The sequence below is a fragment of the Vibrio penaeicida genome, from assembly GCF_030689305.1.
GTDB classification, from domain to species: Bacteria; Pseudomonadota; Gammaproteobacteria; order Enterobacterales; family Vibrionaceae; genus Vibrio; species Vibrio penaeicida_B.
Map to the genome: position 1 here is coordinate 112725 of NZ_JAUYVM010000015.1, position 24275 is coordinate 136999.

The 24275-nt window shown below is 41.4% G+C and carries 22 protein-coding genes; 14 read left to right on the top strand and 8 right to left on the bottom strand.

The window, feature by feature from the left end; all coding sequences use genetic code 11:
* Positions 1–18: 18 nt before the first annotated feature.
* Complete coding sequence (locus tag Q8W40_RS20950) at positions 19–891, top strand: LysR family transcriptional regulator (protein WP_305399984.1); 873 nt, start codon at positions 19–21, stop codon at positions 889–891.
* Positions 892–958: 67 nt separating this feature from the next.
* Here the strand turns inward: Q8W40_RS20950 and Q8W40_RS20955 are convergent, their stop codons facing one another.
* A complete protein-coding gene (locus Q8W40_RS20955; RefSeq protein ID WP_101115609.1) occupies positions 959–1186 on the bottom strand; it encodes a glutaredoxin family protein in 228 nt (75 codons plus the stop codon).
* Between the two features lie 226 nt (positions 1187–1412).
* Here Q8W40_RS20955 and Q8W40_RS20960 point away from each other — a divergent pair, with 226 nt between their 5' ends.
* Genes Q8W40_RS20960 through Q8W40_RS20985 form a run of 6 tightly spaced genes read left to right on the top strand, consistent with a single transcriptional unit; the run spans position 1413 to position 8040 of the window.
* A complete protein-coding gene (locus tag Q8W40_RS20960; RefSeq protein ID WP_305399986.1) occupies positions 1413–2312 on the top strand; it encodes a protoglobin domain-containing protein in 900 nt (299 codons plus the stop codon).
* A 12-nt stretch (positions 2313–2324) separates the two neighbouring features.
* Positions 2325–2693 (top strand): STAS domain-containing protein, encoded by a 369-nt coding sequence (locus Q8W40_RS20965; RefSeq protein WP_305399988.1) that lies wholly within the window; start codon positions 2325–2327, stop codon positions 2691–2693.
* On the top strand, positions 2693–3115 hold the full coding sequence (locus Q8W40_RS20970; protein WP_305399989.1) for an anti-sigma regulatory factor: 423 nt from the start codon (positions 2693–2695) through the stop codon (positions 3113–3115). Before Q8W40_RS20965 ends, Q8W40_RS20970 begins: the two co-directional genes overlap by 1 nt.
* The gene (locus tag Q8W40_RS20975; protein WP_305399990.1) at positions 3103–3699 is read left to right on the top strand and encodes a SpoIIE family protein phosphatase; all 597 of its coding nucleotides are present in this window, start codon (positions 3103–3105) and stop codon (positions 3697–3699) included. The genes Q8W40_RS20970 and Q8W40_RS20975 overlap by 13 nt, the downstream gene beginning before the upstream one ends.
* Positions 3692–6913, top strand: a complete 3222-nt coding sequence (locus Q8W40_RS20980) for a response regulator (RefSeq protein WP_305399992.1) — start codon at positions 3692–3694, stop codon at positions 6911–6913. Before Q8W40_RS20975 ends, Q8W40_RS20980 begins: the two co-directional genes overlap by 8 nt.
* A gap of 2 nt (positions 6914–6915) precedes the next feature.
* Positions 6916–8040, top strand: a complete 1125-nt coding sequence (locus tag Q8W40_RS20985) for a response regulator (RefSeq protein WP_305399994.1) — start codon at positions 6916–6918, stop codon at positions 8038–8040.
* A gap of 42 nt (positions 8041–8082) precedes the next feature.
* On the opposite strand, the gene Q8W40_RS20990 is transcribed toward Q8W40_RS20985, so the two are convergent.
* Positions 8083–8670 (bottom strand): TetR/AcrR family transcriptional regulator, encoded by a 588-nt coding sequence (locus tag Q8W40_RS20990; protein WP_305399996.1) that lies wholly within the window; start codon positions 8668–8670, stop codon positions 8083–8085.
* A 124-nt stretch (positions 8671–8794) separates the two neighbouring features.
* Between Q8W40_RS20990 and Q8W40_RS20995 the strand changes: the two genes are divergently transcribed.
* The 3 genes from Q8W40_RS20995 (at position 8795) to rlmF (ending at position 11247) form a co-directional block, all read left to right on the top strand.
* Positions 8795–9409: a glutathione S-transferase gene (locus tag Q8W40_RS20995; RefSeq protein WP_305399997.1), complete on the top strand. Its 615-nt coding sequence runs from the start codon at positions 8795–8797 to the stop codon at positions 9407–9409.
* Between the two features lie 260 nt (positions 9410–9669).
* On the top strand, positions 9670–10239 hold the full coding sequence (locus tag Q8W40_RS21000; RefSeq protein ID WP_305399998.1) for a M48 metallopeptidase family protein: 570 nt from the start codon (positions 9670–9672) through the stop codon (positions 10237–10239).
* A gap of 3 nt (positions 10240–10242) precedes the next feature.
* Positions 10243–11247: a 23S rRNA (adenine(1618)-N(6))-methyltransferase RlmF gene (rlmF, locus tag Q8W40_RS21005; RefSeq protein ID WP_305399999.1), complete on the top strand. Its 1005-nt coding sequence runs from the start codon at positions 10243–10245 to the stop codon at positions 11245–11247.
* On the opposite strand, the gene Q8W40_RS21010 is transcribed toward rlmF, so the two are convergent.
* Complete coding sequence (locus Q8W40_RS21010; protein WP_305400000.1) at positions 11239–12123, bottom strand: AEC family transporter; 885 nt, start codon at positions 12121–12123, stop codon at positions 11239–11241. The genes rlmF and Q8W40_RS21010 overlap by 9 nt on opposite strands.
* 432 nt (positions 12124–12555) lie before the next feature.
* On the bottom strand, positions 12556–14526 hold the full coding sequence (locus tag Q8W40_RS21015; protein ID WP_305400002.1) for a sensor domain-containing protein: 1971 nt from the start codon (positions 14524–14526) through the stop codon (positions 12556–12558).
* Between the two features lie 629 nt (positions 14527–15155).
* Between Q8W40_RS21015 and Q8W40_RS21020 the strand changes: the two genes are divergently transcribed.
* Entirely contained in the window at positions 15156–16712 is a 1557-nt protein-coding gene (locus Q8W40_RS21020) for a methyl-accepting chemotaxis protein (RefSeq protein WP_305400003.1), read from the top strand.
* Between the two features lie 27 nt (positions 16713–16739).
* On the opposite strand, the gene Q8W40_RS21025 is transcribed toward Q8W40_RS21020, so the two are convergent.
* The 3 genes from Q8W40_RS21025 to Q8W40_RS21035 form a co-directional block, all read right to left on the bottom strand.
* Positions 16740–17249, bottom strand: coding sequence for a DUF6795 domain-containing protein (locus tag Q8W40_RS21025; protein WP_305400004.1), 510 nt, complete (start codon positions 17247–17249; stop codon positions 16740–16742).
* Between the two features lie 194 nt (positions 17250–17443).
* Positions 17444–19597 carry a bifunctional diguanylate cyclase/phosphodiesterase gene (locus Q8W40_RS21030; RefSeq protein WP_305400005.1) on the bottom strand — a complete coding sequence of 718 codons (2154 nt, stop codon included), beginning with the start codon at positions 19595–19597 and terminating at the stop codon, positions 17444–17446.
* On the bottom strand, positions 19594–20559 hold the full coding sequence (locus tag Q8W40_RS21035) for a phosphate/phosphite/phosphonate ABC transporter substrate-binding protein (protein ID WP_305400006.1): 966 nt from the start codon (positions 20557–20559) through the stop codon (positions 19594–19596). The genes Q8W40_RS21030 and Q8W40_RS21035 overlap by 4 nt, the downstream gene beginning before the upstream one ends.
* 482 nt (positions 20560–21041) lie before the next feature.
* Between Q8W40_RS21035 and Q8W40_RS21040 the strand changes: the two genes are divergently transcribed.
* The 3 genes from Q8W40_RS21040 to Q8W40_RS21050 all read left to right on the top strand — a co-directional run bounded on the left by Q8W40_RS21040 (position 21042) and on the right by Q8W40_RS21050 (position 23525).
* Positions 21042–21851 carry an EAL domain-containing protein gene (locus Q8W40_RS21040; RefSeq protein ID WP_305400008.1) on the top strand — a complete coding sequence of 270 codons (810 nt, stop codon included), beginning with the start codon at positions 21042–21044 and terminating at the stop codon, positions 21849–21851.
* Positions 21852–21941: 90 nt separating this feature from the next.
* Positions 21942–22742: a hypothetical protein gene (locus Q8W40_RS21045; RefSeq protein ID WP_305400010.1), complete on the top strand. Its 801-nt coding sequence runs from the start codon at positions 21942–21944 to the stop codon at positions 22740–22742.
* Between the two features lie 18 nt (positions 22743–22760).
* A complete protein-coding gene (locus tag Q8W40_RS21050; RefSeq protein WP_370693415.1) occupies positions 22761–23525 on the top strand; it encodes a substrate-binding periplasmic protein in 765 nt (254 codons plus the stop codon).
* Between the two features lie 175 nt (positions 23526–23700).
* On the opposite strand, the gene Q8W40_RS21055 is transcribed toward Q8W40_RS21050, so the two are convergent.
* Positions 23701–24147, bottom strand: coding sequence for an A24 family peptidase (locus Q8W40_RS21055; RefSeq protein ID WP_305400013.1), 447 nt, complete (start codon positions 24145–24147; stop codon positions 23701–23703).
* Between the last annotated feature and the right edge of the window lie 128 nt (positions 24148–24275).

The window sequence follows — 24275 nt, forward strand, 5'->3', positions numbered from 1 at the left end:
GTTTGATATAATTTAAATATGGAAAGTAAACCTCTTAGATATTTCGCCACTGTTGCAGAAATGGGCAATGTTACAAAAGCCGCCGCCGCTTTGAATATTGCTCAACCAGCACTTAGCATTGCAATTAAAAAGCTGGAAACAGAGCTTGAGATTTCACTGTTCCATCGTGATGAAAGACGCTTAACGTTAACAGACGAAGGCAAAGTTTTATTGCCTTTTGCCAAGAACGTTATTCAGCAACTCAACGATGCCAAAACGGCGATGAATGAACTCAAAGGGCTTGAAAAAGGTGAGGTTAGGCTTGGAGTACCCAGTATGATGGGGTCGTACTACTTCCCTGAAATTTTGATGGGATTCAAAGCCACTTATCCAAACTTAAAGCTGACTATGGTCGAGGCAGGTACGCAATCGATAAGAGAAATGTTGCTTGGCGGGGAATTGGATATTGGGGTGATTCTAAATGAAGATGTTCCTTGTTCTCTTGAAGTCGACCCTATATTCCGCTCTCAAATGGTTGCCGTCGTCGGGGAACACCATCCTTTAGCCAGCGAACTATCGATTTCTTACGAGTCCTTTTTCAAACAAGAACTTGTTATGTTCAAAAAAGGATACTTCCATCGGGATTTTATCGACGATGTATGCGTAACTCATGGATTCAAGGCGTCGTTTTCTTTCGAAACAAACCTATTAACAATGATATTAAAAATTGTACGGCAAGAATTTGCTGTGACAGCATTGCTTGAATTGGTTACGGAAAATGAGCTGGGTTTGAAAGCGATACCATTTGATAAGCCAGTTTACCTTGATCTGGCGATCGCATGGCGTAAAAGGGGATATCTCTCACTCGCAAATCGAACGTTTATCGATTATGTAAAACGTCAGCATGAATGAGCTGACGCTTTTCGGGAGATTTTGATCGCGAATTGGAAAGCGTACTGTTGCACTTCGACCCACGAATTTATGACTTATAGACTTTTTCGAAATTGCTTGGGTTCCAACCAATTAAAAGTTGATCGCCTACCTTTAACACAGGCACAGAACGTGCTCCGATTGCATCCAGTTCTTTTCTGCCACGTTGCATTTTTGCATTACACAATCTGTATTTAATTCCTTTTGAATCAAGATACTGTTGCGCAGATTTACAGTGTGGGCATTTGTCTTTCACGTACAGGACAACGCGTTTCATAACAGCCTCTGAGCTAAGAAAAGAAAGCATTCTAACGGAAAAGGTTTGTTTGAAAAAGCCATTCATCATGCGTATTCAGCTCAGAATGAATTGATCAAATGTCTACAAAAATCTCTCATCTATAAGATCCTTGACTACTATTAAAAAAAGTAGTGTGAATCCTATCACCATTATAAAACAACAATATTGACGGGGTTATTATGAACTTGTGTTTCTGGAGCAGCATATGAATTCAGGCAATGGTACTGCAAACGACCCGACTTCGCTGATGGCGTTACACGATCTAACGGAAACTGATTTGGCCCTTATTCGAAAGTTTGGGAAACTGATGGTTCCTAAACTTGATGAATACGTGCGCCATTTTTACGTGTGGCTAGAGTCTCTTCCAGAGTACAAGCAGTTTTTTGTAGACAGCAATCGTCTTGGAAGAGTGCAAAGCGCGCAAGTTCGTTATTGGGAAACCTTCTTCGAAGCGGAAATTGATGGAAAATATATAGCCGAAAGAGTCGCAATTGGTGAAGTTCACGCCCGTGTCGGTCTTTCGTTGCCGACGTATTTCGCCGGAATGAACATGTCGATGGTGATTTTTACAAAGCGGATGTACGACGGAAGCTTATACAGCGATGAATACAGCTCTTTAGTCACCGCATTTACCAAGCTCTTACATATGGACACCACCATCGTGGTGGAAACTTATTCCAACCTAATAAACCGACGTATTTCAGAACAGAGCGAAGCTCTGCTTGCGATGTCGACACCCGTCACCATGATTTGGCAAGACATTTTGATGTTACCTATTGTTGGGATTATTGATTCCAAGCGTGCTCAGGACATCATGAGTGCAGTGCTCGGAAAAATCGCAGATGCTCGGGCAAAAATTTTCATTATGGATATTTCAGGCGTAGCCGTTGTAGATACCGCTGTTGCCAATCACTTCATAAAAATTACCAAGGCAACGCGGCTAATGGGCTGTGAATGTTTAGTGTCAGGAGTTTCTCCTGCTATCGCGCAAACCATGGTTCAGCTTGGTATTAATGTCGGTGAAGTAAAAACTAATGCCACACTAAGAGATGCGCTGGAAGAGGCATTTAACATCGTGGGTTTAGACGTCAATGCTAAACGTTAGGTAAGGGGATTTATGGAATCTGCAATCACCATTAACAGCTTAGATTCGACCTTAATAGCATCGATTCAAGTGAATTTAACTGGCACAGTTTTGCAAGGCTTTCAGAAACAATTACTAGATGAAATCCACAGCAAGGCGGTTGATGGTGTGCTTCTTGACCTTTCCGGTGTCGGGACATTGGATACTGACAACTTCGAGCAGTTAAGAAGAATCATTGACTCCGCCGGAATGATGGGAACCCAGTGTGTGTTAGTTGGGCTTCGACCCGGGATTGTTTGTGCACTTGTTGAGTTAGGGGTAGAAATTGAGGGGCTAAAAACGGTCGCGAGTTTAGAGCAAGGTGTTGAACTTATAGCCAAAACTCGATCTGGAGCGTGCTAATGGAAGGGTTTCTTGATCAAAGCCGTCATAGAGAAGAAATGTTCTTTGTGTCATCGGAATCCGAAGTTATGACCGTTGTGATGGCTGCATTTGTTTTAGCAAAAGGGATCGGTTTTAGCTCAGTTGAAGTGAATGAAATTTCAACCAGCGTGTCCGAATTGGCGATGAATATTGTTAAATATGCCAAGTCGGGGAATGTTTTTTTGCATGAGTTGGTAACAAGCACCAAAAAAGGGCTTGAGATACGTGCAGAGGATCAAGGAAATGGGATAGACGATATCGAGAAAGCTCTGCAGGACAGCGAAAGTACGTCTGGCACTCTTGGTTTAGGCTTACCGGGAGTCAAGCGCATGATGGATGAATTTCATATCGAATCGTCTCAAACAGGCACTCAAGTAGTGGCGAGAAAATGGGTGGAATGAACGCGTTCACATACGGTGTTAGAAGCCGTCCCTACTTCGGTGAAGTTGTCTGTGGAGATGGCTCAGTTATTTTGGAAAGTGACAAAGGGCTATTCATCGCCATTATTGATTCACTTGGTCACGGGCAGAGCGCGGCAAAATTATCCCGAGAGATGGAGCTATCCATCAATAGAGAAAACTCATTTGATTTGCAATGGTTGCTTAAGAAGCTAGATGAAGAGTTTAGAGGAAGTATTGGTGCAGCCGTTACACTGTTTACGCTTGACCGAAAAAAGAAGAAATTCGAATGCTTAAATGTTGGTAATAACTGCGTAAGGGTAATTTCTCACACATCAACCAGTTTGAATGCGCAGCCCGGCATTGTTGGAGAAAGAATACCTTCATTAATACCGACCTCCGACAACTATGAAGTTGGAGATATGTTTGTTCTAACAACCGATGGAATCAAAGAACATTTCAGCTTAAGCGATTGCCCGACGCTAAAATATGAAACCGCCGAAACCGCCACGGACATTATCATGGAGAGATTTAGTAAAAGACATGATGATGCCACGGTAATTGTAGTTAGGTGTGATGATGAATGAAATTGGAATACTGACGATAGACGGTAGCGAGCCAAGCTTACTATTGGCGCGTAAGAAGGTACTCAGCGTTTTACGTAGTAGCGGGTATACGAGTGTCGAAACCGATAAGTGGGGGCTTAAGTTTGCTCAGTTTTTGACTGTCCTAAATAAACAGTATTCACCCATTAGTTTTGCAATCCTCGCGGATGAGGATCTTATCAGGTTTGCTAGCCTCCCAATCGAGCAAGAGATCGATACCGTGTTGCTCAACCAATCCCGTGTTTCATTTCGTTATTCCAATAAAACTCTTGAAGTGGATATTAAGGCAAAAATCCCATTTGACTTATTTGAGCTAGACCTTTTAGAGCGAGAATTAGCTGTTAAGACGGTTGAAGAATTAATGATTGACTTGCAAGCCAAAAATTCGGCTTTAGCACGTCACCAAGAAGGGTTAGAGAAGGAAATTGAAAGCCAAACTGTCGACTTGCAAAAGTCCGAAGAGTTATCTCGAACTATCGTTGATAGTGCTCCTATTGGGGTGATTCTGTTGGACAAAGATTGCAAGATCATCAGTTGGAATAAAAACGCGGAGGAGCTCTACGGCTACTCTGATGAAGAGGCGGTCAGCCATCCGATAAAAATGTTGTTGCAAATGAAAGGGGAGTCTCGCCTAGAGGGAGTACTTGGACATGCCTTGGATTTACAAGTCCAGCAAAGCCTCGCCGGCCAGTTCTTTGAAGTGAGTACAAAAGACAAATTTGATCGCACAATCCCTGCAGAAATCGGTATGACCATCTTTCAGCTCGGAGACTTATGTCAGGCAACATTGTTTATTCGAGATATATCTGAAAGAAAATTGGCAGAACAAGAGCTCAATGTAGCGATGGCAAAAGCCGAAGAAGCGGTAGAAGTAAAATCCATGTTCTTAGCGAACATGAGCCACGAAATACGCACACCAATGAACGCCATAATAGGCATGGCGCACCTCGCATTGAAAACGGATATGTCACCCAAGCAACGCGACTACGTTTCGAAAATTCACAGCTCCGGTACGTTGCTGCTTGGAATCATTAACGACATTCTCGATTTTTCCAAAATTGAAGCGGGTAAGCTGGAAATGGAGAATATCGAGTTTACGCTCGATGACGTATTCAGAAACGTTTCTACAGTAACGGGTCAAAAAGCTTTTGAGAAAAATCTTGAACTTCTTTTCCACATTCCTAGAACTATTCCGCAACAACTTATTGGTGACCCACTTCGAATCGGTCAAGTGATCATTAATTTGGTCAATAACTCTGTGAAATTCACTGATTCAGGAGAAATTACGTTATCTGTCGAACTCCTTGAACAAATTGGTGACCGAATTGAGCTTGAGTTTACTGTCGCAGACACAGGTATCGGAATGACACCTGAACAGTCGAGTAGGCTGTTTACTGCGTTTACTCAAGCGGATGGAAGTACTACAAGGAAATACGGTGGTACTGGGCTTGGGCTATCAATATGTCGTCGGCTGATCGAGTTAATGGGCGGTAATATCCGCGTAGACAGTGAGCCTGATGTTGGAAGTTCATTTGTCTTTAATGTTTGGTTTGATTTAGCTGACCAAATTCAAAATTCAAAAGACAAATGGACGTCACTTCGTCCAGACATGCTAGATGAGCTTAAAGTACTTATTGTCGACGACAACCGCCACGCGCTTGAAATCATGTCTGAAATGCTGGAAACCTTGCCTATTCAGCCGGAAACAGCGAGCAGTGGGCAGGAAGCGTTTGAAATGATTGAAAAACATATCGACCAGGATAACCCATATTCGTTGGTGTTGATGGATTGGAATATGCCTCAGCTAAACGGCATAGAAGCTGTAACACTCATGCGAGAAAAACTAGAAAGTGAAAAACAGCCGAAAGTTGTGATGGTTACCGCATACGACAAAGATGATGTTAAAAAGGCCTCAAACAGCATAGACATCGCCCATTACCTAACCAAGCCTGTTAGCCAGTCGTCCTTATATGACTGTTTAATTGACTTGTTTTCTAATGAAGATCGGTTCTCGGAACTATCGGAAGCGTCTCGCACAGAAGATAACGACGAATTTAAAGGGCTGCGAGTACTGTTAACCGAAGACAACGAGATCAATCAGCAGATTGCGTTTGAGCTGATGTCAGGTAAAGGTATGGAGGTCACGATAGCCAATAACGGTAAAGAAGCACTGGATAACTTATCCGCTAGTGGCGATGGCGAAGTGCCTTTCGATATTATTTTTATGGATTTGCAAATGCCAGTGATGGATGGGTATGAAGCCAGTAAGCGTATTCGTTCTAACAGCCGATACGCAAATACCCCTTTAGTCGCTATGACAGCTCACGCCATGGTCGAAGAACGCGAACGATGCTTAAACCTAGGAATGAATGATCACATATCCAAACCCATAGACCCTGAAACGTTATACCAATTGATTCGTAAGTGGGCAGGAGAGAAGCTTAAGGCGCTGCAAATGGCGCTACCAAAACCTGATACCGAGCAAGAAGAGGTTGAACAAACAGCTTCAAATAACGAGGAATTGCCTAAAGCAGTCAATGTTGAACGTGAAGAAAAAGAAAAGCCGGTTAAAAGAGAAAATCGAACACTCTATGACTTGGACGCAATTGATTATAAAAATGCTTTACTTAGAGTCGGTGGAAATGAAACGTTATTTAAAAAACTCCTTGGGCAGTTGATTAACAAAGAGATCGATTTTCGCAAGCGCATCGACATTATGATCGAGAAGCAAGACAAAGGAGGCGCTTCAATGGCTGCACATACCTTAAAAGGCTCGGGAGCCAACATGGGGTTGATGCGGCTGTCAGATATGGCATCCCGGCTTGAAATATTGATAGATGGTGAGAAGCAAGATGAGACGTCGACTCTTCTCGATGAAATAGAAGAATACATACATGTCTTATTTGCAGACATATCTGGAGTGATTGGTCACGCACTTCCGACACAGAAACAAGAAGTGAACGGAGATATTCTTGGAAGAGCCCACCAGCTAGACGAGCTACTGCAAAACTTCGATGCGAGCGCGATCGACTTCCTTGAAGAACACCACCAAGATTTTGAAGCCGTATTAGGCGGCGAAGAATTTGCTCGATGCTGCCAATTGATTCATGACTGTGATTTTGATCAAGCGGCATCCATTTTAAGAAGCTTAGTGAACTTATATCCACTGGATATGGGAAAAGTGCAAGGAGCTTAACAGTGTCTCAGCAAGGTGATAAAAAGACCATCTTAATCGTTGACGATACGGCAGAAAACCGAACGTTGATTACAGGCTTACTTAAAGATGAATATAGAGTGTTGGCCGCTGTAAGTGGTATGCAAGCGCTAGAACTGTGCGAGCGTTTTAAGCCAGACATGGTTTTGTTAGACATTATGATGCCTGTTATGGATGGATACGAAGTCTGCTACCAACTTAAGAAAAACCCGAAGACAGATTCAATTCCTGTCATTTTCCTAACCGCTAAATCACAGATTGAAGACGAACAAAAAGGGTTTGATGTTGGAGCGGTAGACTACATATTGAAACCCATCAGTCCTCCAATACTGTTAGCGCGAGTTCAAACGCATCTCAAGCTTCAATTTGTTTTAGATAGCTTAAAAGACCACAATGATGAGTTGGAAAGACGAGTAAAAGAGCGAACAGAAGAACTGGAAATGCTGCAGGATGCGACTATTCTCGCTATGGCTTCATTAGCAGAAACACGGGATAACGATACGGGTAATCACATCCGCCGAACTCAGAAGTATGTAAAAATCCTTGCCGAAACCATGGCCCAAAATTCCAAGTACACTGAAGAATTGACGCCAGAAACCATCGAAGCCTTTTATAAGTCCGCACCGTTACACGATATCGGTAAAGTGGGGATTCCGGATAACATCTTACTGAAGCCAGGCAAACTGACTGATGAAGAATTTGAGATCATGAAGGATCATGCAAGGTTAGGGGGGGACACCATCGACACCGTTGAAAAAACGCTGGGTGTTACTTGCGCATTCTTAGAGCATGCCAAAGATATCGCATACTACCATCAAGAAAAATGGGACGGTTCGGGCTACCCAGAACATCTTGTGGGAGAACAAATACCATTGAGCGCAAGGCTCATGGCAGTGGCAGACGTCTATGATGCGCTTATTTCATCGAGAGTTTATAAGCCACCTTTTCCCCATAGTAAAGCAGTAGAAATCATTGAGTCGTCTGCTGGCAGCCATTTTGATCCAGAGGTAATAGAAGCATTTAAAAAAGTAGAAGACCGCTTCGCTGATATAGCGTCACAATTCTCCGACGAATTGGCAGACAACCCAGAAAAACAAAACGGTACTTAAATATCTAGAGAACGCAATTCCACTTTGGCGCGTACGCCGATTTTACTTTGGAGTGTAGGCTTTTATGAGAACAAAGAGTGCATCAACAGCCTGCTCTAACTCTGCATACGCTCTTGCTTTGCCCAAAACCCTCACTCCCTGAACTTGTGTGAGTAAAAGAGATGCAAGTGCTTCTGTGTCGCAGCTTTCAGCAATTTGACGTTTCATTTGAGCGTTATCCAGCGCACGTTTGAAATTACTAAGAAGTAAATCAAAAACACCTTCACCTCGGTTTTTCACCGTATTGTCATTACCGCCATGCTCCATCAGAGCGTTTTGCATAAAGCATCCGCTTTTTTGATCTTTTTGGATTCGAGCAAAGCGCGTTAAAAATTCTTCTATAGTTACAAGGTCTGCATCGTCTTCAATGAGATTCTTCATTGAAGGAAACGAAATGTTCTGGAGATAAAAATCAAGAGCTGAGTAATACAGTGCTTGTTTGTCACCATAGGTGTTGTAAAGACTGAAGCGATTGATACCAAGCGTCTCGACTAAATCAGCAATCGAGGTGTTTGCATAACCTTTTTGCCAAAAAAGGTTCATAGCATCGATCAATTTCTCTTGTTTATCAAAATTACTCTTTCTAGGCATGGGCACTCTCACTTTGCGTTCCGTGAGTATAACATCTTTAGAACAGAAAATTAATACTTGACCGATCGTTTAGGTATTATGTATTTTATATCTAAACGAACGTTTAGTAATTAAAGGTAAAAAAATGAAACTTTATGAAACAGCCATGACACCGAGTAGCCGTCGTGTCTCTATCTTTATGAAAGAATTAGGGATTGATATCGAAAAACAGCAACTTAATGTCAAAGCTGGCGATAACCTAACATCTGAATATCTGGCGAAATCTTTAAACGGAAAGGTGCCATTATTGGAACTGGATTCTGGCGACTCAATTAGTGAAAGTGTTGCTATCTGTCGCTATTTAGATGGCGTTAACGACAATGAGTTTGCACTTTTTGGAAAAGATGCCTTAGAAGAAGCTCAAATCGAGATGTGGCACCGAGTGGTTGAATTCGAAGGGCTATACGCAGGATTTCAAGCATTCAGAAACCTAACTGGGATTTATAGTGATCGCGAAACGTGCATAGAAGCATGGGGTGCAGAGTCGAAAAGCCGTGTGGCCAATTTCCTACCAAAGCTTGAGAAACGGCTCAGTGAATCGGAATACATTGCGGGTGACCGCTTTACGATCGTAGACATCACAGGGCATATTTTTATTAGCTTTGCAGCAAATGGTTTAGAGCTGGATGTTTTTGATGAATATCCGTCCATTAAGTCATGGTTTGATAAGATATCTTCTCGCCCTTCATTTCAGGCGTAAATTCAACAACACCAAATAGGTGCAATACAGAAGTAACCTCAGCACTCTTGCTGGGGTTTTTTATTTGTAGCGAATTCCTCTTTGATGGTAAGTAGACTCTTAGCCCCTATTTCTGTCGGAACTTATCTGCAAGAACTTCTCTACGGAATCGCATCTGTTAACTTCTTGCTTGGGTAAGTGTTGCTAAAAGTATAAAATGTCGCGCACTCAAATTTACTTCGATAATTCCCTCGAAAATAAAATGCACGGTAAAGGAGATTATGAGTACGCACCTTCGCTATATCCAAGGTTATCCAGAGCCTATTCTTGATCAAGTAGAGCAACTTATTCAGCAAGGAAAGCTTGGTGTATGGTTGAAGCAACGCTACCCGAGTAATCATTCCATTACGTCTGACAAAGCGCTTTTTGAATACACAATGGACTTTAAAAATAGGTATCTCAAAAAGTCGTCGCCCTTGAGCAAGGTGGTTTATGACAAAAAGATCCATATGGTTAACAATGCGCTCGGCCTTCATACCTATGTATCTAAAGTGCACGGCGGCAAAATTAAATCTAAGAATGAAATTCGAATTGCCAGTCTATTCCGGCAGGCACCAGAACCATTTTTAAGAATGCTGGTGGTGCACGAGTTGGCTCATATAAAAGAGAAAGAGCACAACAAGGCTTTCTATCAGTTATGTTGCCATATGGAGCCGGAATATCATCAGCTGGAACTAGATGCGCGTTTGTATCTCATCCACCAAGAGCTCAATCAGCAAGGGCTCAATCAGCAAGAGCCTACTGCTCAGGAACAACTTCCACAAAAATTTCAAACAAACAAAAAAGGTTAATTTGTGTCTTCAAAACCAAATAGAACATCAAACACAAACAGAACCCTAGAAACAAAAGTTGTAAAGAAGCGCTTTGGTGCATTACACAAACGTAATTCGCACAAAGGTAAATATAACTTCTCTGCGCTTGTTAAAACCCTTCCAGAATTGAAACCGTATGTTATCAAAAACATAAAGGGTGAGTTATCCATCGATTTTTCCGATGACAAAGCCGTCATCATGTTAAACAGGGCGCTGCTTGCTCACCATTACAGTGTCACAAATTGGAGTATACCGGACGGGTTTCTTTGTCCACCGCTTCCTGGAAGAGCGGATTATCTTCATCACATTGCCGATTTGTTTACTGATAAGACGAAAGGCTATCAAATTAATGGGCTCGATATCGGAACTGGAGCAAATGCTGTTTATCCCATTGTTGCAATAAGCCAATACAACTGGGTAATGCGCGCGAGCGACATAGATCCGATATCCATCTCTAACGTTAAAAAAATTGCTAAAAATAACGCCATTTTGAAAGGAAAGCTTTCAGTTAAATTACAGAAAGATCCTAAGAAATATTTTGAAAACATCATTGATGTTGAAGAGCGTGTCGATTTCACCATGTGTAACCCTCCATTTCACAAATCGCTAGAAGAAGCGAATAAAGGCAGTGAGAGGAAGCTAAAAAACTTGGCAGAGAATCGTAAAAAGCGCGGTGTTACTAAAAAAGATGTTCACTCTAAGCTTAATTTCGGCGGTCAAAAAGCCGAGCTATGGTGTCCAGGTGGAGAAGTTTTGTTTGTTAAAAATATGGCTTACGAAAGTAAAAAGTTCGCTCGCCAATGCCTGTGGTTTACGACGCTAGTGTCCAAAAAAGAAAACGTAAGACCGTTAAGAAAAACGTTAGAAAAACTCGGCGCTTGTGAAGTGAGAATTATAGAAATGACTCACGGGCAAAAGATTACTCGTTTTGTTGCTTGGACGTACCATACCGAACAACAACAAGCTCAATGGTTCACCTTAGGGTGAACCAATAGATAGAGCAAACATAAGAAGCAACGGGAGAGTAATCAAACTGAAAAAGTTTGCGAACAATACCATCGACGCAACGTTTTTAGGTTCTACATCAAACCGCTCTGCAAACAGGTAGTTCATTACGGCAGGTGGAAGCATGCTAAAAAGCACCATCATTTGAAGTTGCATGGTGGGTAATGGCACAAGCCAATAAATCAATAGAAGAGCAATGGCGCCTGTTCCCAATGATTGAATCGTACAAATTACCCCAGCTCTTAAGCCTGAGAAACGCATAAAGCACATTTGAGAGCCTAGTGATAGTAGCATGACTGGAATAGCAGCCTGCCCAAGCAAAGTGGTGGCGTTGTGAAAAGGTTGCCAAACCTGAATGTCGGCAAGGTTCACGAACATTGCGAGAGCCGCAGCCAGAAAGACAGGCATCTTAATAACCTGTTTGAACGGGTTTCCATTACTTAATAACGCTAATCCAACGCTGATGTGTGTGCACGCCGACATAACAAACAGCAAAACCGCGGGCGCTAAAGCTGTATCTCCAAAAGTGTAAGTGAATAGAGGGATAGCAAGATTACCGCTATTTCTAAACATATGCGGCGGCGCCCAAGCTTTGAAATTCAACCCAGCTAATTTGCATATTGGAACCATAAGAATACCGGGAACCAATATCGCAATCAGTGCCGCCCCAATTAAAGGGAATTGTTGCTCATCCAAAGGCATCGCAGAAAGCGATGAAAAAACGAGTGCGGGTGTAAACACATCCATGTTTATACGGTTAATAGGTTTGAAGTCGGGCTTCTGCCATTTAGCGACGATAAACCCGACTAAAACAAGTGCAAATACCGGAAATATTATACTGACGACCTGTTCAAACATTGCTGTCCTTTTCAGTTTGAAGTGATTTCGAAAAGAATAAGCAAGTTAACACAGAAGGAGTTAGAACAGTTACTTGGGTATGAGTATTTGGAGTGGATGCTCTTTGACTCTTATTTCCTATCTCGTGAAATTTAGGCTGGATAGAGGATAGAGGAAAAAAGAAAGCTCAGGAGCCCGCATAGACCTGAGCTTAAAAATAAACACCTACAGGTGCTTTAGGAAACCTACACACAACGTGTGGGACTGGCAGCTACCTTATCCCAATTGGCAGGTGAAGATTCATGATCTAAATCAATGTCTTGTTGAGCGATTTATTAGACATAAGTCTAAGGAAATAGGAGGTTTTCTTTTAATTCAGTTTAGAACTTAAGAGCTATCGCGGAAAAGGCATCCCTTATTCTTAGACTAAGGGCTAATGCCCGCAAAGGATCATTAAGCCTCGGCATCAATAACATTTAGAAATCGTTGCTCTATCGTGGATTTGTGTAGAGGCTTGCTCACTAAGTAGCCTTGGTAGTATCGACAACCTAGCTCCGAAAGAAGTTGTTTTTGTTCATTTGTTTCGACTCCTACCGCTATAAGGTCCAGCTTTAATGCATCACATAATGCTGCAGTGGCTTTGAGGACGGTTTTATTGGTAACTTCATCTTTACTTAGGGCACCCTTCTGGCTAATAAAGCGTTTGTCGAGCTTTATTGCTTTGATAGGAAGTGAATCCAATGACGCAAGAGAGGAGTAACCTGTCCCAAAATTATCTAGGAAAACGTTAACACCTAACTCTTTGATATCGTCGAGCCACTTTACGCAATCGGCATGTTTAAGCGCCATAGAAGGTTCAGCAATCTCTAGCGCTAAATTCTTTCCTGATAAACCATATTGATGAAGTAAGGCTTTGAGCCTAGCGTGCAAAGAAGAATTAAGCTGAATTTGCGAGACATTGATACTCATAACGAACTCGTCAGGAAGAGTTGGCTTCCATTCTGACAGCGTTCTTCCTACCTCGTCGAATACCCAATCGGCTATCTCAACGATTTGCCCTGTTTCCTCTGCAATAGGAATGAACTCTTCTGGGGAGACAGAGCCCAATTTGCTGTCATCCCAACGCAGAAGTACTTCAACCCCTTTAATGTTTGTATTTTCAGTTTGAACTATTGGCTGAAAGACCAATTTAAATGCGCGCTTATCGAATGCTTTCGTCAAACGGTTTCTGATGAGTACTTTTCTATTTAAAGAGTAGGAAAGTTCAGAGGAAAACAGTTCAAACCTATTTCGACCTTCACTTTTAGCATAATGCATCGCCATACCGGCTTGCTTAATCAACTCTTCGACGTTTTGCGAATCTGTAGGAAAATGGCTTGCTCCGATGCTCGAGGTTATCGAAAGTTCGCCTATATTGGAGATAGGGTAGTCAATACTCGCCATTTGTATAATTTGATGAAGTTTATTATCCACTTGGTGTTTGCTTTGTTCAGGAAAAAGAACAACAAACTCGTCTCCCCCAAATCGCCCCAATGAGCAAGACGGGTCGACAATCTCTTTAAGCCTTTTCGTTACCGATTTTAAAAGTTCATCACCAACGCCATGTCCATAGGTGTCATTAACTAGCTTAAAGCCATCTAGATCAAGGAAGGCAAGAACGAATGGGACTTTTTGAATCACATATTCGGAGATAACATCCAACATACCTCGGCGGTTAAAAAGGCCAGTGAGATAATCGTGATGAGCATTGAAGCGCGCTTCTTCCAAACGCTGCTTTTTTTCGGTGATATCAGTCAGATTAAGCAAAAGCTGATTGTTATCGGCCAACCACTGCGCTGAAATTTCGAAATGATGAGGCTTTCCATCCAAATTGAAAGAGATTTCATCTTTTAATTCTTGCTTTGAAGAGGCAGTTTGAATCCATTGTTTTGCTCTAGATTGACTCGAAAGGAAGTCACCTAAGCTGTGAAAATTAGAATTAAAAGTAAGCCGAAAGGCTTCATTCGCACTTATCAGCTCGCCTTTGTCATCAAAAAGTAGAGATAGACGTCCACCTCCGGAAAAGGCGATATCGCGTTTTAAGCTATTTTGCTCAGCAACAACTTCTACCAACATTGCTGTACGGTTTGGCTCGATTTCAATACCGGAAAAAACGCACAAAGCACACTTTAGCTTGTGTTTTGGAGTGAAGCTCCACCATGTACGAATCTTTTCGTTCTTTTGAAATTTCTTCCGGTATTGTTCTAGTGTTGCTTCAACTGCCATCGACATTGAAGCGTGTAAATCTCTATTGACGAGCTCTTGTAAAGATCCGCTTTCCCAAAGAAGAAGAGCCGGTTTGTTAGCCCAAACAACTTGTTTACTGTCGAGGTCAAAAATCCAAATTGGGTTATGAAGTAATTCGAAAGCTTCATATGCTCGCATACTAGACGCCTTTTGCCATTATCACGAAACGTTTTAGAAACGTTTTTTAATATTGTACGTATTCGAATAAATGATCCATATCAAACATATTTGGTATTAATGAAAGGTTTTTCTTCTAAGTAGTTTAAGTGACGTTTATTAGAGTGATATTTTTATAAAATATAATTAGCGGACTTTAATTTCGAAAAAATAGCGATCATGAATACATAATTCTTTTTTTATTTCTTTGACTATGCGTAATGTTGGTATGTCTGAATTGTAAGTGTGTGTAAGGCTACGATAGGAAGTTAAAAATTGACGATCACTATGACGTTTTGTTGCAAAGCTTGGGTTTTTGGCGAGAGCTCTTTAGTAAAGAGAGGTTCTGGTTGTTGACTACTCAACCTCTTTAATTAGTAAACACTTAATTATAATACCCTTACTTAAATAAGGCGTTTAATTGGCTCCTATTTGAGTGAATCGAGCTAAATTGAACTGATTTTAAGAAATAGCCATGCGGTAATTTGAGTTTAATAGATTTTGCGTCTATAGAAATAGTAGAGCTATTAATAATAATGAAATTAGATTTTGCTAAACAAAGTGTTATTGAAAGTTTCAATTGGAAAGTATGACTTAAAACTGAGGTTTATATGCGTGTAAATCAACCCGTGACACAGAAAGAAGCAACGTACCCCAAGAGTTACAATTTATTATCGGTGACATCAACAAGCAGTCACATCAAATACGCCAGTAAAGAATTTTGCGAGGTGGCGGGGTATTCGTTAGATGAAATGGTTGGCGAACCGCATAACATGGTTAGGCACCCAGACATGCCGCCGGAAGCTTTTAAAGACATGTGGGAGCATTTAAAATCGGGCAAGTCGTGGATGGGAATCGTTAAAAATCGATGCAGTAACGGTGATCACTATTGGGTGGACGCATTTGCATCGCCAATCAAAGAAAATGGTCAAGTCGTCGAGTATCAATCCGTTCGACTTTGCCCCGATAGAAAGCATGTCGACAATGCAGAGAAAGTTTACACACAAATTCGAAATGGCAAGACGCCGTTTAAACTGAAGTTGCCACGAACAAGGCTTTGGCAGCGCGCTGCTATGCTATTCGTGCCGGCAGCCATTATCTCCGCTGTTGCCGATACATTCATGTCTGGTGTTGGGGTATGGGCATTACTATTGTTGTCCATTATTGCGGTATACCGAGTATCAAGACGTTTAGAGACACTCAGTGAAGAGTCTAGAAAAGTGTTCGATAACCCTTTAATGGAGCTGGTATATAACGACCATGTTGATGACATTTCTGAAATACAGCTGGCTCTCAAAATGAGACAGTCAGAACTGAATGCTGTGGTGGGACGAATTCAAGATTCGAACGAACAGATCGGAGAAGCGGCGCAATCCTCATCCAATAACTGTGATACAACTGCGTCCAATTTGGAAGGGCAAACGGCTGAGACAGAGCAAGTCGCCGCCGCGGTTAACCAGATGCATGCGACAGCGAACGAAATTGCTGAAAATGCGCAAAGCGCTAGTGAAGCAACCACGAATGCCAGCACGGCGGCATCTGAAGGGTTAGAGGCTGTCAGCCAAACTAAAGGCGCAATCCATCAGTTATCCGCTCAGTTAGATGAAGCTTCAGGGCTGTTTAGCGAGCTTGAAGCGCACGGAAAAACCATCGGGGATGTGCTTACTGTTATTCAAGGTATCGCAGAGCAAACTAACCTGCTTGCATTAAACGCAGCTATTGAGGCGGCGCGTGCAGGTGAGCAAGGTCGGGGGTTTGCAGTCGTTGCGGACGAAGTACGAACCTTGGCTCAACGAAGCCACGAGTCGACAGAAGAAATTCAGTCTGTTATTACTCAAATTCAAACCAGCACCCAAAGTGCCGTTAATGCTATGCAAGAAGGTAATGGATTATCCAAACAGTGTGTTGAAAGCGCAGAAGTATCAGGAAACAAACTTGATACGCTGATGGGACAGGTTTCAGATATCTCGGATAGAAATAGTCAAATTGCTACGGCAGTAGAGGAAATGGCGAGAGTGACGGAAGACATGAATTCAAGTGTTCAGTCAATTAGTGAAGTGTGCTCTGCGACAAATATACTGGCGAGTGATACACGCGATGAATGTGAAGGTCTAGTCAGTAACCTCGGCTCTCAAGGACAATTGGTTAAGCAATTTCGTAGAATATAAACAGACCCTAGTATCTGGTTCAAAGCCCTACATAGTAGGGCTTTTGTTGTTTTGGAATTGGCAAATACTCTTAACTTGCGTACGTTTTGCTTGTTCAAAGTGCGATTGAAACTCTATTTGGCTGACACCATTGTTAAAGTCACACGTCATCGTGGACATGGCTGGTTTCATAAAGGGTAGGTAGTTAATGCCAGTGTGTTCTGAAGACCAGAGTGCTTTTTTGCTAGTACCTCTTTCTGCTGTAATGGTAATAATGGCCTTGAGCGTACTTTCATTTTTAGTCGGTATCAGAAAGTCGTAGTGAAAAGCACGAAAATAAAAAGCACCGTTTTCATCGGTTTTTACAATATCGACAATCTTTCCTAACGTTTGGACTTCCCTGATAACGGTAATTCCCGATAACGGTTTACCTTCTAGAAAGATCTTCCCTGACGCTGGTGGTGCAAGTTTATTTGGGTTTTCAGAAAGGGAAAGCGTATCGCTGAGTATCAAGTTTGAATACGGGACCAGACAGATCACCAAAAGCCTTTTGAACATAGAGACGCATTGATTAACAAAAATGATATGAATACGTTAACGTTCAAAACTCATTGTGAAAAATATCAAAAGACAAAATGGCAAAATTATTACTACCATTCTGTCAAATCTTCGCAATTAAGATGGTGGCTTACCAGCGTGCAAACAATTGCAATAGCGTTAATCGCAATAGAGTTAGAGTTGTCAGCGCAAGCTTAGCTTTGTTCACTGGAGTCCAAAGATGGAAGTAACCATTCTTGAGTGAACTCTGATGGTGGGAGCGCTTTTGAGTAATAAAACCCTTGCCCAATATCGCAATTGATTTTTCTTATATACGCTGCTTGCTCTTGAGTCTCTATGCCTTCAGCGACGGTTTTCATACCTAAACTGCGTGCCATCGACACAATGGCTTTCACTAACGAGCGGTTATTTGCATTAGTGTGCATGTTTGACACAAATGACCGATCGATTTTCACGCCATCAAATTGGAGTTTCTGCAGATAACTCAGCGAAGCGTAACCTGTTCCAAAGTCATCGAGAAGAACTTGAATACCATGTTCTCTTAGACCTCGAATGATATCCCTTGCAGCATCAATGTCATGCAATAGCTGACTCTCGGTTACTTCGAGTTGAAGCTGGTTTGGCTTGCATCCTGCCTTCATCATGCTTTTTGCTAAAATCGCTCCAATGTCTTGCCGGTAAAGTTGTTTGGCAGAGAGGTTAATCGTTAGATAAAAGTCAGGGGTAACCTGGTAGTCTTCCCATTGCACCAATTGATTGCAGGCAAGGTCTATTAAATGTGATCCTAAAGGCAGAATCATATCCGTGTTTTCAGCAATTGAGATAAATTGGTCGGGCATAATGATGCCGCGAGTTGGGTGACGCCAGCGCACCAATGCTTCAGCACCAATGATTTTCCCCGTGCTCATATCAATTTTTGGTTGATACCACAGCTCAAATTGACTTGGATCAGCCAGTGCTTTTCGTAGCTCTTGCTCTATGTCTATCCGTTGTTCAATTTTTTTGTTCATGGCATGAGTGAATAAACTGTAGGTATTTTTACCCTTATCTTTAGCGTGGTACATCGCAATGTCGGCATTTTTAATTAAAGTGTCTGCGTCGAGCCCGTGTTGAGGGAAAGAAGCGAGTCCAATACTTCCTCCAGCAACGATAGAGTCGCTTTCAATTAATATCCCTTTTTGCAAAGTATCCAGAATATTGTTAGCCATATGCTCACGTTGATCACCACTCAAGCCTGTGCAACAAATTAGGAATTCGTCACCACCAAGACGAGCAACCATATTCGATGTTGTCTCTACAAAACTGAACCCCACTTCGCGGGCTAGCCGAGATGAAACGATTTCGAGCAAATGGTCGCCAGATGCATGACCAAAATGGTCGTTAACTTGCTTAAACTCATCTAAATCAATAAAGAAAAGATCAATATTGTCATGACTTTCAGATGCGATAAGTTGGTTTACATGCTGAATAAAGCAGGAACGATTAGGTAACCCTGTTAAGGCATCGTGATAGGCCATGAACCGGATGTCTTCGGTATGCTTTTCGATACGCATACCCATGTCATTATAGGCGGTCACAAGTTTCCCAATCTCATCAGAACGACGTAGTGTTGGCATCGAGCGAAAGTTCCCTTGACCTGTTTCTTGTATGTGAGCAGTGAGCTTTCTAATGGGCTGCGTAAGTGATCGCGCCATCAATGCAGCAAGAAAAAGGCTTACGATGAAACTGACCGTCGTAACCCAAAAATGGCTTCGATATAAACTGTGTATATTCTTTTCATACACATCGCCAATGACGACTTGGTTCGCGGAAATGTCGGTGAGTAACTTGTCTAAACTTAATTCTATGTAGACAGCCCCCATTGATACACCTGATTGTGAGATCGGCTGAATGTAGATTAATTCGGAATTAGTTTGTTTAATGAAAGCGGTATTCTTTTCCATCGACAATTTAATTGACGACTCATTGGGCGGTGTGGCACCAAAAAGAAGCATTGATTCCGTTCCGTCGTGGAAGATCTTGCCATTTTGATCGATGACATGAACTATCTTCACTTCTTGCTGTGAAATTGCAGGTTGAATGGCTAAGTAGGTTGCTTCTAAATTAAAATTATACAGAGGATCAAACAGATGCTCCGCAAGATAGTGAGCAATGGACTTACCCCTAAGTTCAAGCTGCTGACTCAAACTCGTGCGAGTATGGTTGTTGAGTTCTTCGATAATACTCTCTGTGTGCTGGGTATATAATTTTTGTTGAAGTACAAAGTGGCTAAGAGAGAGCGCAGCGATAATACTCGCAGTTGCGATAATGTATCTTGTGCTCAGTCTTATCGAAGAAAACCGACTCATTTTTGCAACGCTTCAATTTTGGGAAGGTGCCGACGAGCTTCATCAATGACATTTAACATGTCTTGGTTTAACTCATCGAATTGCGATGTTTTCTGAAATCGCAAAAGCGTTGCTTTAGCACTGGGGTCTAAATGCATTGTTTTTAATGTATTTTTAATCGCTAAATTCACTTCTGTTGATAAAGAAGGTGACGATATCATAAGGTCTCGAGGATAAAGGGATGATTCGTATACAATTTCGACAGATTGTTTAATTCTATTTGGAAGATCTTCTGTTGAATTCCAGTTTCTGTCACTAAAAGCACCAAGATCGGCACGTTGCTGGTAAACCCAAGACGATATGTTTATTTCATTGGATTGTTTAAGCTGTTGATTCATAAACATGTAGCCAATTTTGTCTGAATCTGGTCTCTCTGTATGGCTCTCAAGATATTGCAACTCATATCCTTGCCCAATAAGTGCTACGGCAGGTATAAAAAACGAACTGTTTGAACTTGGCTTTTCAAAAAGAATGGTTTTACCATTCAGCTCACTGAAATTTAGATTCTGTCCTTCATTTCTACCAAATATTATAGAGTGATAGGTCGATCTGCCTTTTTTCCAACGCCTTACAAGTATATTTGCATCAATTCTATTCTCATAAATTAGCGCGCTGTAAACTGTTGCTGGCACGAGGTGAACATGCCCGCTCTTAAGCTGCTGAGACATTTCTTCTAGTGTAGGAACAACGACAACTTCCCCATGGGTATAGCCATGTTCTTTTAAGGAATTTGCAAGGTATTCAGCTAAAGGGAGGCTCCATTTAATCCGAGATTTTACTTTTTCAGATACTGCCCCAACTATAAAAGGTTTACTATTCAATGCTATATCATCGATCTCTGAAGAGGATGCAGTCATTGAAACTAAACTAGCTAGTACAAGTAGTACTTTTGAAGCTAAAAAAGAAGTCTTAGAATTTTTCATAAAGACAAAGCTCAATATCGGAAATTAAATGAGGAAACTAATCCGAAAGGATAGGGATAACGACATTTTCTGTAAATAATAAATGGAAGTAAGTTAACAAAAAATGAGCAATAAAGTATTGCAAGATGTTTCTATTGCGTTATGGGATTCAATTAATTTACTTATAAGCTCATTAATAAAAATAGCATTACCTAAAAATTTGTCTTTTATAATGACAAAACCGGATTGTTTATAAATTCAACGATAGAGTGTGGTGTTATATGGGATAAAGGAGATTACGCGACTTTGATAGTAATTTCTCTGTGGAAGTCATGGTTGATCTTGATCAAGCATCCTCTATTATTGATTAAATACTAATTTAATTTCAAAATAAGAAAAACAAAGAGTTACCGTATGCAAAAATTGAGATTTGGGTATTTGATTTTGCAAAAACGCAGACGCATAATGTTTTGATACTAAACCCTATCTGTTGGACTGATTGCATGTACCTCTCAAATCCCGAAGACTTTCAAAAACACTTGTTTAGGAATGAAGACGGATTTCTATGCGCCGAATATCAAGGGTATACCTTTTCTAGTGTATTTCAGCCCATTAAAACAGCAAAAGGTGATGTGTTTGGTTATGAGGGGTTGGTGCGAATTAAAGATGAAACTTCAAACACAATAAGACCAGACCTTTTTTTCAGAGACCCCTCATTAAGCTTCATCGATATTATTAATACCTCGCTTCTATGTGCCAGTATTCATCTTAGAAATTTTGCTCAATCAGGGAAGAGCGATAAAAAAATCTTTATCAATGCGTCACCGCTTGTTTTCCAGGTGCTGTCACATGATGCGAGGTCTATTCAAATCCTATTGAGTTTTTTGGAAATGTTCTCTCTGCACCCATCTCAGTTGGTTTATGAAATCATGGAGTTTGATGAAGGAAACATACAAGAGATTCTTAATGGAGCTAATGTATTAAGTGAATACGGAATTACCGTTGCGATGGATGACTTTGGACAGTGCGCTTCGAATGCTTCTCGTGCAAAAATTTTGCTTCCTTCCATCATCAAGCTGGATAAATCTTTGCTTGATAACTTTATTAATCGCGATGATCTAGACCTAGTTGATTCCATTGAATTAGCAAAAAGCATTGGTGCACAAGTCATACTGGAGGGGTTAGAGACAAGAAAGCAACTAGATAAGCTGGCTCATCTCGACATTGATATGTTTCAAGGGTTCTACCTTGGAAAGCCTGCGCCACTTTCGCCACAAGATCCTGCAATAAAACTGAAAAGCACTCAACGTTAATAATTTTAGGCTCTAAAAGTTTCCAGCGGGTAAGCATAGAGCTTATTAAGGTATATAGTAAACAATAAGGGATTGAATAAGGAAGGTAGAATGAACCGTTTTCACTGGGTGGTAAGCATCTTATTTTCATGCAGTGTTTCAACCAACGCTATGGCTATCAACAAAGTCACTCTGACGCTACCAGCATTTAGTGATAATGGTCAATCCTACTTTCACGAGCTTTTAGTGGAATCATTAAAAGCTCAAGGAGTACAACTCAAAATTGTCACACCTTCTAGGCATACACCTCAGAAACGTGCCGTGCATATGCTGAATAAAAACCAGCTCTCTATGTATTGGTTAGTTAAAACGCCAGAACGTGATGCTAAATACCACATAATCGATGTTCCACTCACTGAAGGCATGATTGGGCAGAGAGTGTTACTTATCCCTAAAGGCGCTCAAGCTCGATACGATGAAATATCGACTCTGGAACAGTTTCGCAAATTGGGTTTTGTCGCAGGTTTAGGGGCTAATTGGTACGATATTGATGTCTGGAATGCTAACAAGCTTCCTTACCATGTTAAAGATGGTGAGTGGAGACAATTGTACGAGATGCTCAGTGTAGACGGCGGGGTAAACTATTTCCCCAGAGGCATGCATGAGGTTGTTGCAGAAGCTGAAGTTCAACATCAATTAGATATCGAAGAGAGCCTGATTCTAAAGTATGACCGCAGTATGGTGTTCTACATGAGTGAATTGTCGTTAGAACATCAAGTGCTTATCGAAAGGGCATTGAACCATGCAAAAGACAGTGGTTTAATGCAGAGGCTTATAGATAAGCATTGGAAAAATACCTTAAAAATTATAAAACCCGAAGGTCGAACGATTATTGATTTGACCTCACCATAAAAGTTAGTTGCTAGAAAAATGAACCTAAAATTTAAAAGGCTTTGGCTGGGCTGCATGTATAGTGCTGCCTCAGTTTTGTCATGCTACACAGTGGCGGACACTGTACGGCTTACATCATTGTATTGGCCTCCCTATACGGGAGAAAATCTTGCCGAACAAGGTGCCAGTGTGGCTGTAGCTCGAGCTGCTTTTGCCGCTATGGGGCACCAGCTTGAAGTTGAGTTTTATCCTTGGAATCGCGCTGTATCCCTTGCGAAAAATAACGAGCGGTATGCCGGCTATTTCCCTGCTTACTATTTTAGAACCAATAAGCTGCTGTTTTCCGACACTATGGGGAGCGGCATGCTCGGATTTGTTGAGCAGAAAAGTGATCCAATTAAATGGCGTGCTTTGACAGATTTGGTTCCTTATAAGATAGGCGTTGTAAATGGGTACCGAAATACCATTGAATTTGATGATATGGTGCAAAGTGGTCAATTGTCGGCTGTTTCTGTTCTCACTGATAAACAAAATGTGCTCAAAGTGGCTGATGCTCGGTTAGATGTCGCAGTCATCGATGAAAATGTTTTGAAGTTTCTGAAGCTGCATGATGAAAGTGTTTCTAAAGTGAAAGACAAAGTGCAAATGAATAAAAAACCCCTAGTGAACAAACATTTGTACATTGCGTTTAACCGAGGTGAACAAGGTGAAAAATGGTTAGACATCTTTAACCGTGGTCTTACAAAAATCGATATCGACAAGATAATGGCGGCATACATGAGCTTGCATTTCGCAAGCGACTGAGCGTATTTTTTGGATATGCTTCAGCGAATTTGTCGTTAGGGTCTGACTACTTTCACATTTTTCCCATAATGTGAGCCAAAAAAGAAGGAAAGGGCGTTTTGCTTATTTCCTTCTTTTTTTGGCTTGAACTCTATCAGAAGATAAAGTCAAAGATCCTTCTTTTCGAGCGAAGTGACTATAAACTGACGAACGCAAAAAAAGTAAAACTCAATACTATCGGAATGCCATAGGCTATGCCTTTTTCTCGAATTGCCTGAAAACCCCTATATTTAATTAACATGACGACAATTTGCAACCCTCCAATCAAACACATCAAGATAAGAGCGAGGGTAAGAAATTCTGGTTTGATAGCGATTGTATAAGCCGTTAGAAGTTTGGTGTCACCGCCACCCCAAATACCTATGATTGTGGCGATAAACCCTACAATGAAAACCAACGCCGCATAGGGTAATGACTCAAGAATAAACCCACTCATTAGTGCTAAAGTAATGGATATTGCCGCGATGATGAGGACGTACTTGTTCGGGATGATTCTGTGACAGGCATCCGAGACACATATCGCTAACCCCGCTGATACAAGCCCCAAAAAAAGTATAACTTGGAAGATAAATTCTGCGTTCATGCGGTGGAGTATATAAATACTCGCGTAACAAAGTACAGCAAAAACAACCGTAAACCCCCAATCCTTCCTAGCGACTTACGATGACTCGGGTATAATCAGATCGTGTTAATGGGTATAACGATGAACTA

Excerpts from the sequence above, each read along its gene's own strand:
- Q8W40_RS20950 (WP_305399984.1), top strand. The coding sequence starts at position 19 with ATGGAAAGTAAACCTCTTAGATATTTCGCCACTGTTGCAGAAATGGGC.
- Q8W40_RS20955 (WP_101115609.1), bottom strand. The coding sequence starts at position 1,186 with ATGAAACGCGTTGTCCTGTACGTGAAAGACAAATGCCCACACTGTAAA.
- Q8W40_RS20960 (WP_305399986.1), top strand. The coding sequence starts at position 1,413 with ATGAATTCAGGCAATGGTACTGCAAACGACCCGACTTCGCTGATGGCG.
- Q8W40_RS20965 (WP_305399988.1), top strand. The coding sequence starts at position 2,325 with ATGGAATCTGCAATCACCATTAACAGCTTAGATTCGACCTTAATAGCA.
- Q8W40_RS20970 (WP_305399989.1), top strand. The coding sequence starts at position 2,693 with ATGGAAGGGTTTCTTGATCAAAGCCGTCATAGAGAAGAAATGTTCTTT.
- Q8W40_RS20975 (WP_305399990.1), top strand. The coding sequence starts at position 3,103 with ATGGGTGGAATGAACGCGTTCACATACGGTGTTAGAAGCCGTCCCTAC.
- Q8W40_RS20980 (WP_305399992.1), top strand. The coding sequence starts at position 3,692 with ATGAATGAAATTGGAATACTGACGATAGACGGTAGCGAGCCAAGCTTA.
- Q8W40_RS20990 (WP_305399996.1), bottom strand. The coding sequence starts at position 8,670 with ATGCCTAGAAAGAGTAATTTTGATAAACAAGAGAAATTGATCGATGCT.
- Q8W40_RS20995 (WP_305399997.1), top strand. The coding sequence starts at position 8,795 with ATGAAACTTTATGAAACAGCCATGACACCGAGTAGCCGTCGTGTCTCT.
- Q8W40_RS21000 (WP_305399998.1), top strand. The coding sequence starts at position 9,670 with ATGAGTACGCACCTTCGCTATATCCAAGGTTATCCAGAGCCTATTCTT.
- Q8W40_RS21010 (WP_305400000.1), bottom strand. The coding sequence starts at position 12,123 with ATGTTTGAACAGGTCGTCAGTATAATATTTCCGGTATTTGCACTTGTT.
- Q8W40_RS21015 (WP_305400002.1), bottom strand. The coding sequence starts at position 14,526 with ATGCGAGCATATGAAGCTTTCGAATTACTTCATAACCCAATTTGGATT.
- Q8W40_RS21020 (WP_305400003.1), top strand. The coding sequence starts at position 15,156 with ATGCGTGTAAATCAACCCGTGACACAGAAAGAAGCAACGTACCCCAAG.
- Q8W40_RS21025 (WP_305400004.1), bottom strand. The coding sequence starts at position 17,249 with ATGTTCAAAAGGCTTTTGGTGATCTGTCTGGTCCCGTATTCAAACTTG.
- Q8W40_RS21030 (WP_305400005.1), bottom strand. The coding sequence starts at position 19,597 with ATGAGTCGGTTTTCTTCGATAAGACTGAGCACAAGATACATTATCGCA.
- Q8W40_RS21035 (WP_305400006.1), bottom strand. The coding sequence starts at position 20,559 with ATGAAAAATTCTAAGACTTCTTTTTTAGCTTCAAAAGTACTACTTGTA.
- Q8W40_RS21040 (WP_305400008.1), top strand. The coding sequence starts at position 21,042 with ATGTACCTCTCAAATCCCGAAGACTTTCAAAAACACTTGTTTAGGAAT.
- Q8W40_RS21045 (WP_305400010.1), top strand. The coding sequence starts at position 21,942 with ATGAACCGTTTTCACTGGGTGGTAAGCATCTTATTTTCATGCAGTGTT.
- Q8W40_RS21050 (WP_370693415.1), top strand. The coding sequence starts at position 22,761 with ATGAACCTAAAATTTAAAAGGCTTTGGCTGGGCTGCATGTATAGTGCT.
- Q8W40_RS21055 (WP_305400013.1), bottom strand. The coding sequence starts at position 24,147 with ATGAACGCAGAATTTATCTTCCAAGTTATACTTTTTTTGGGGCTTGTA.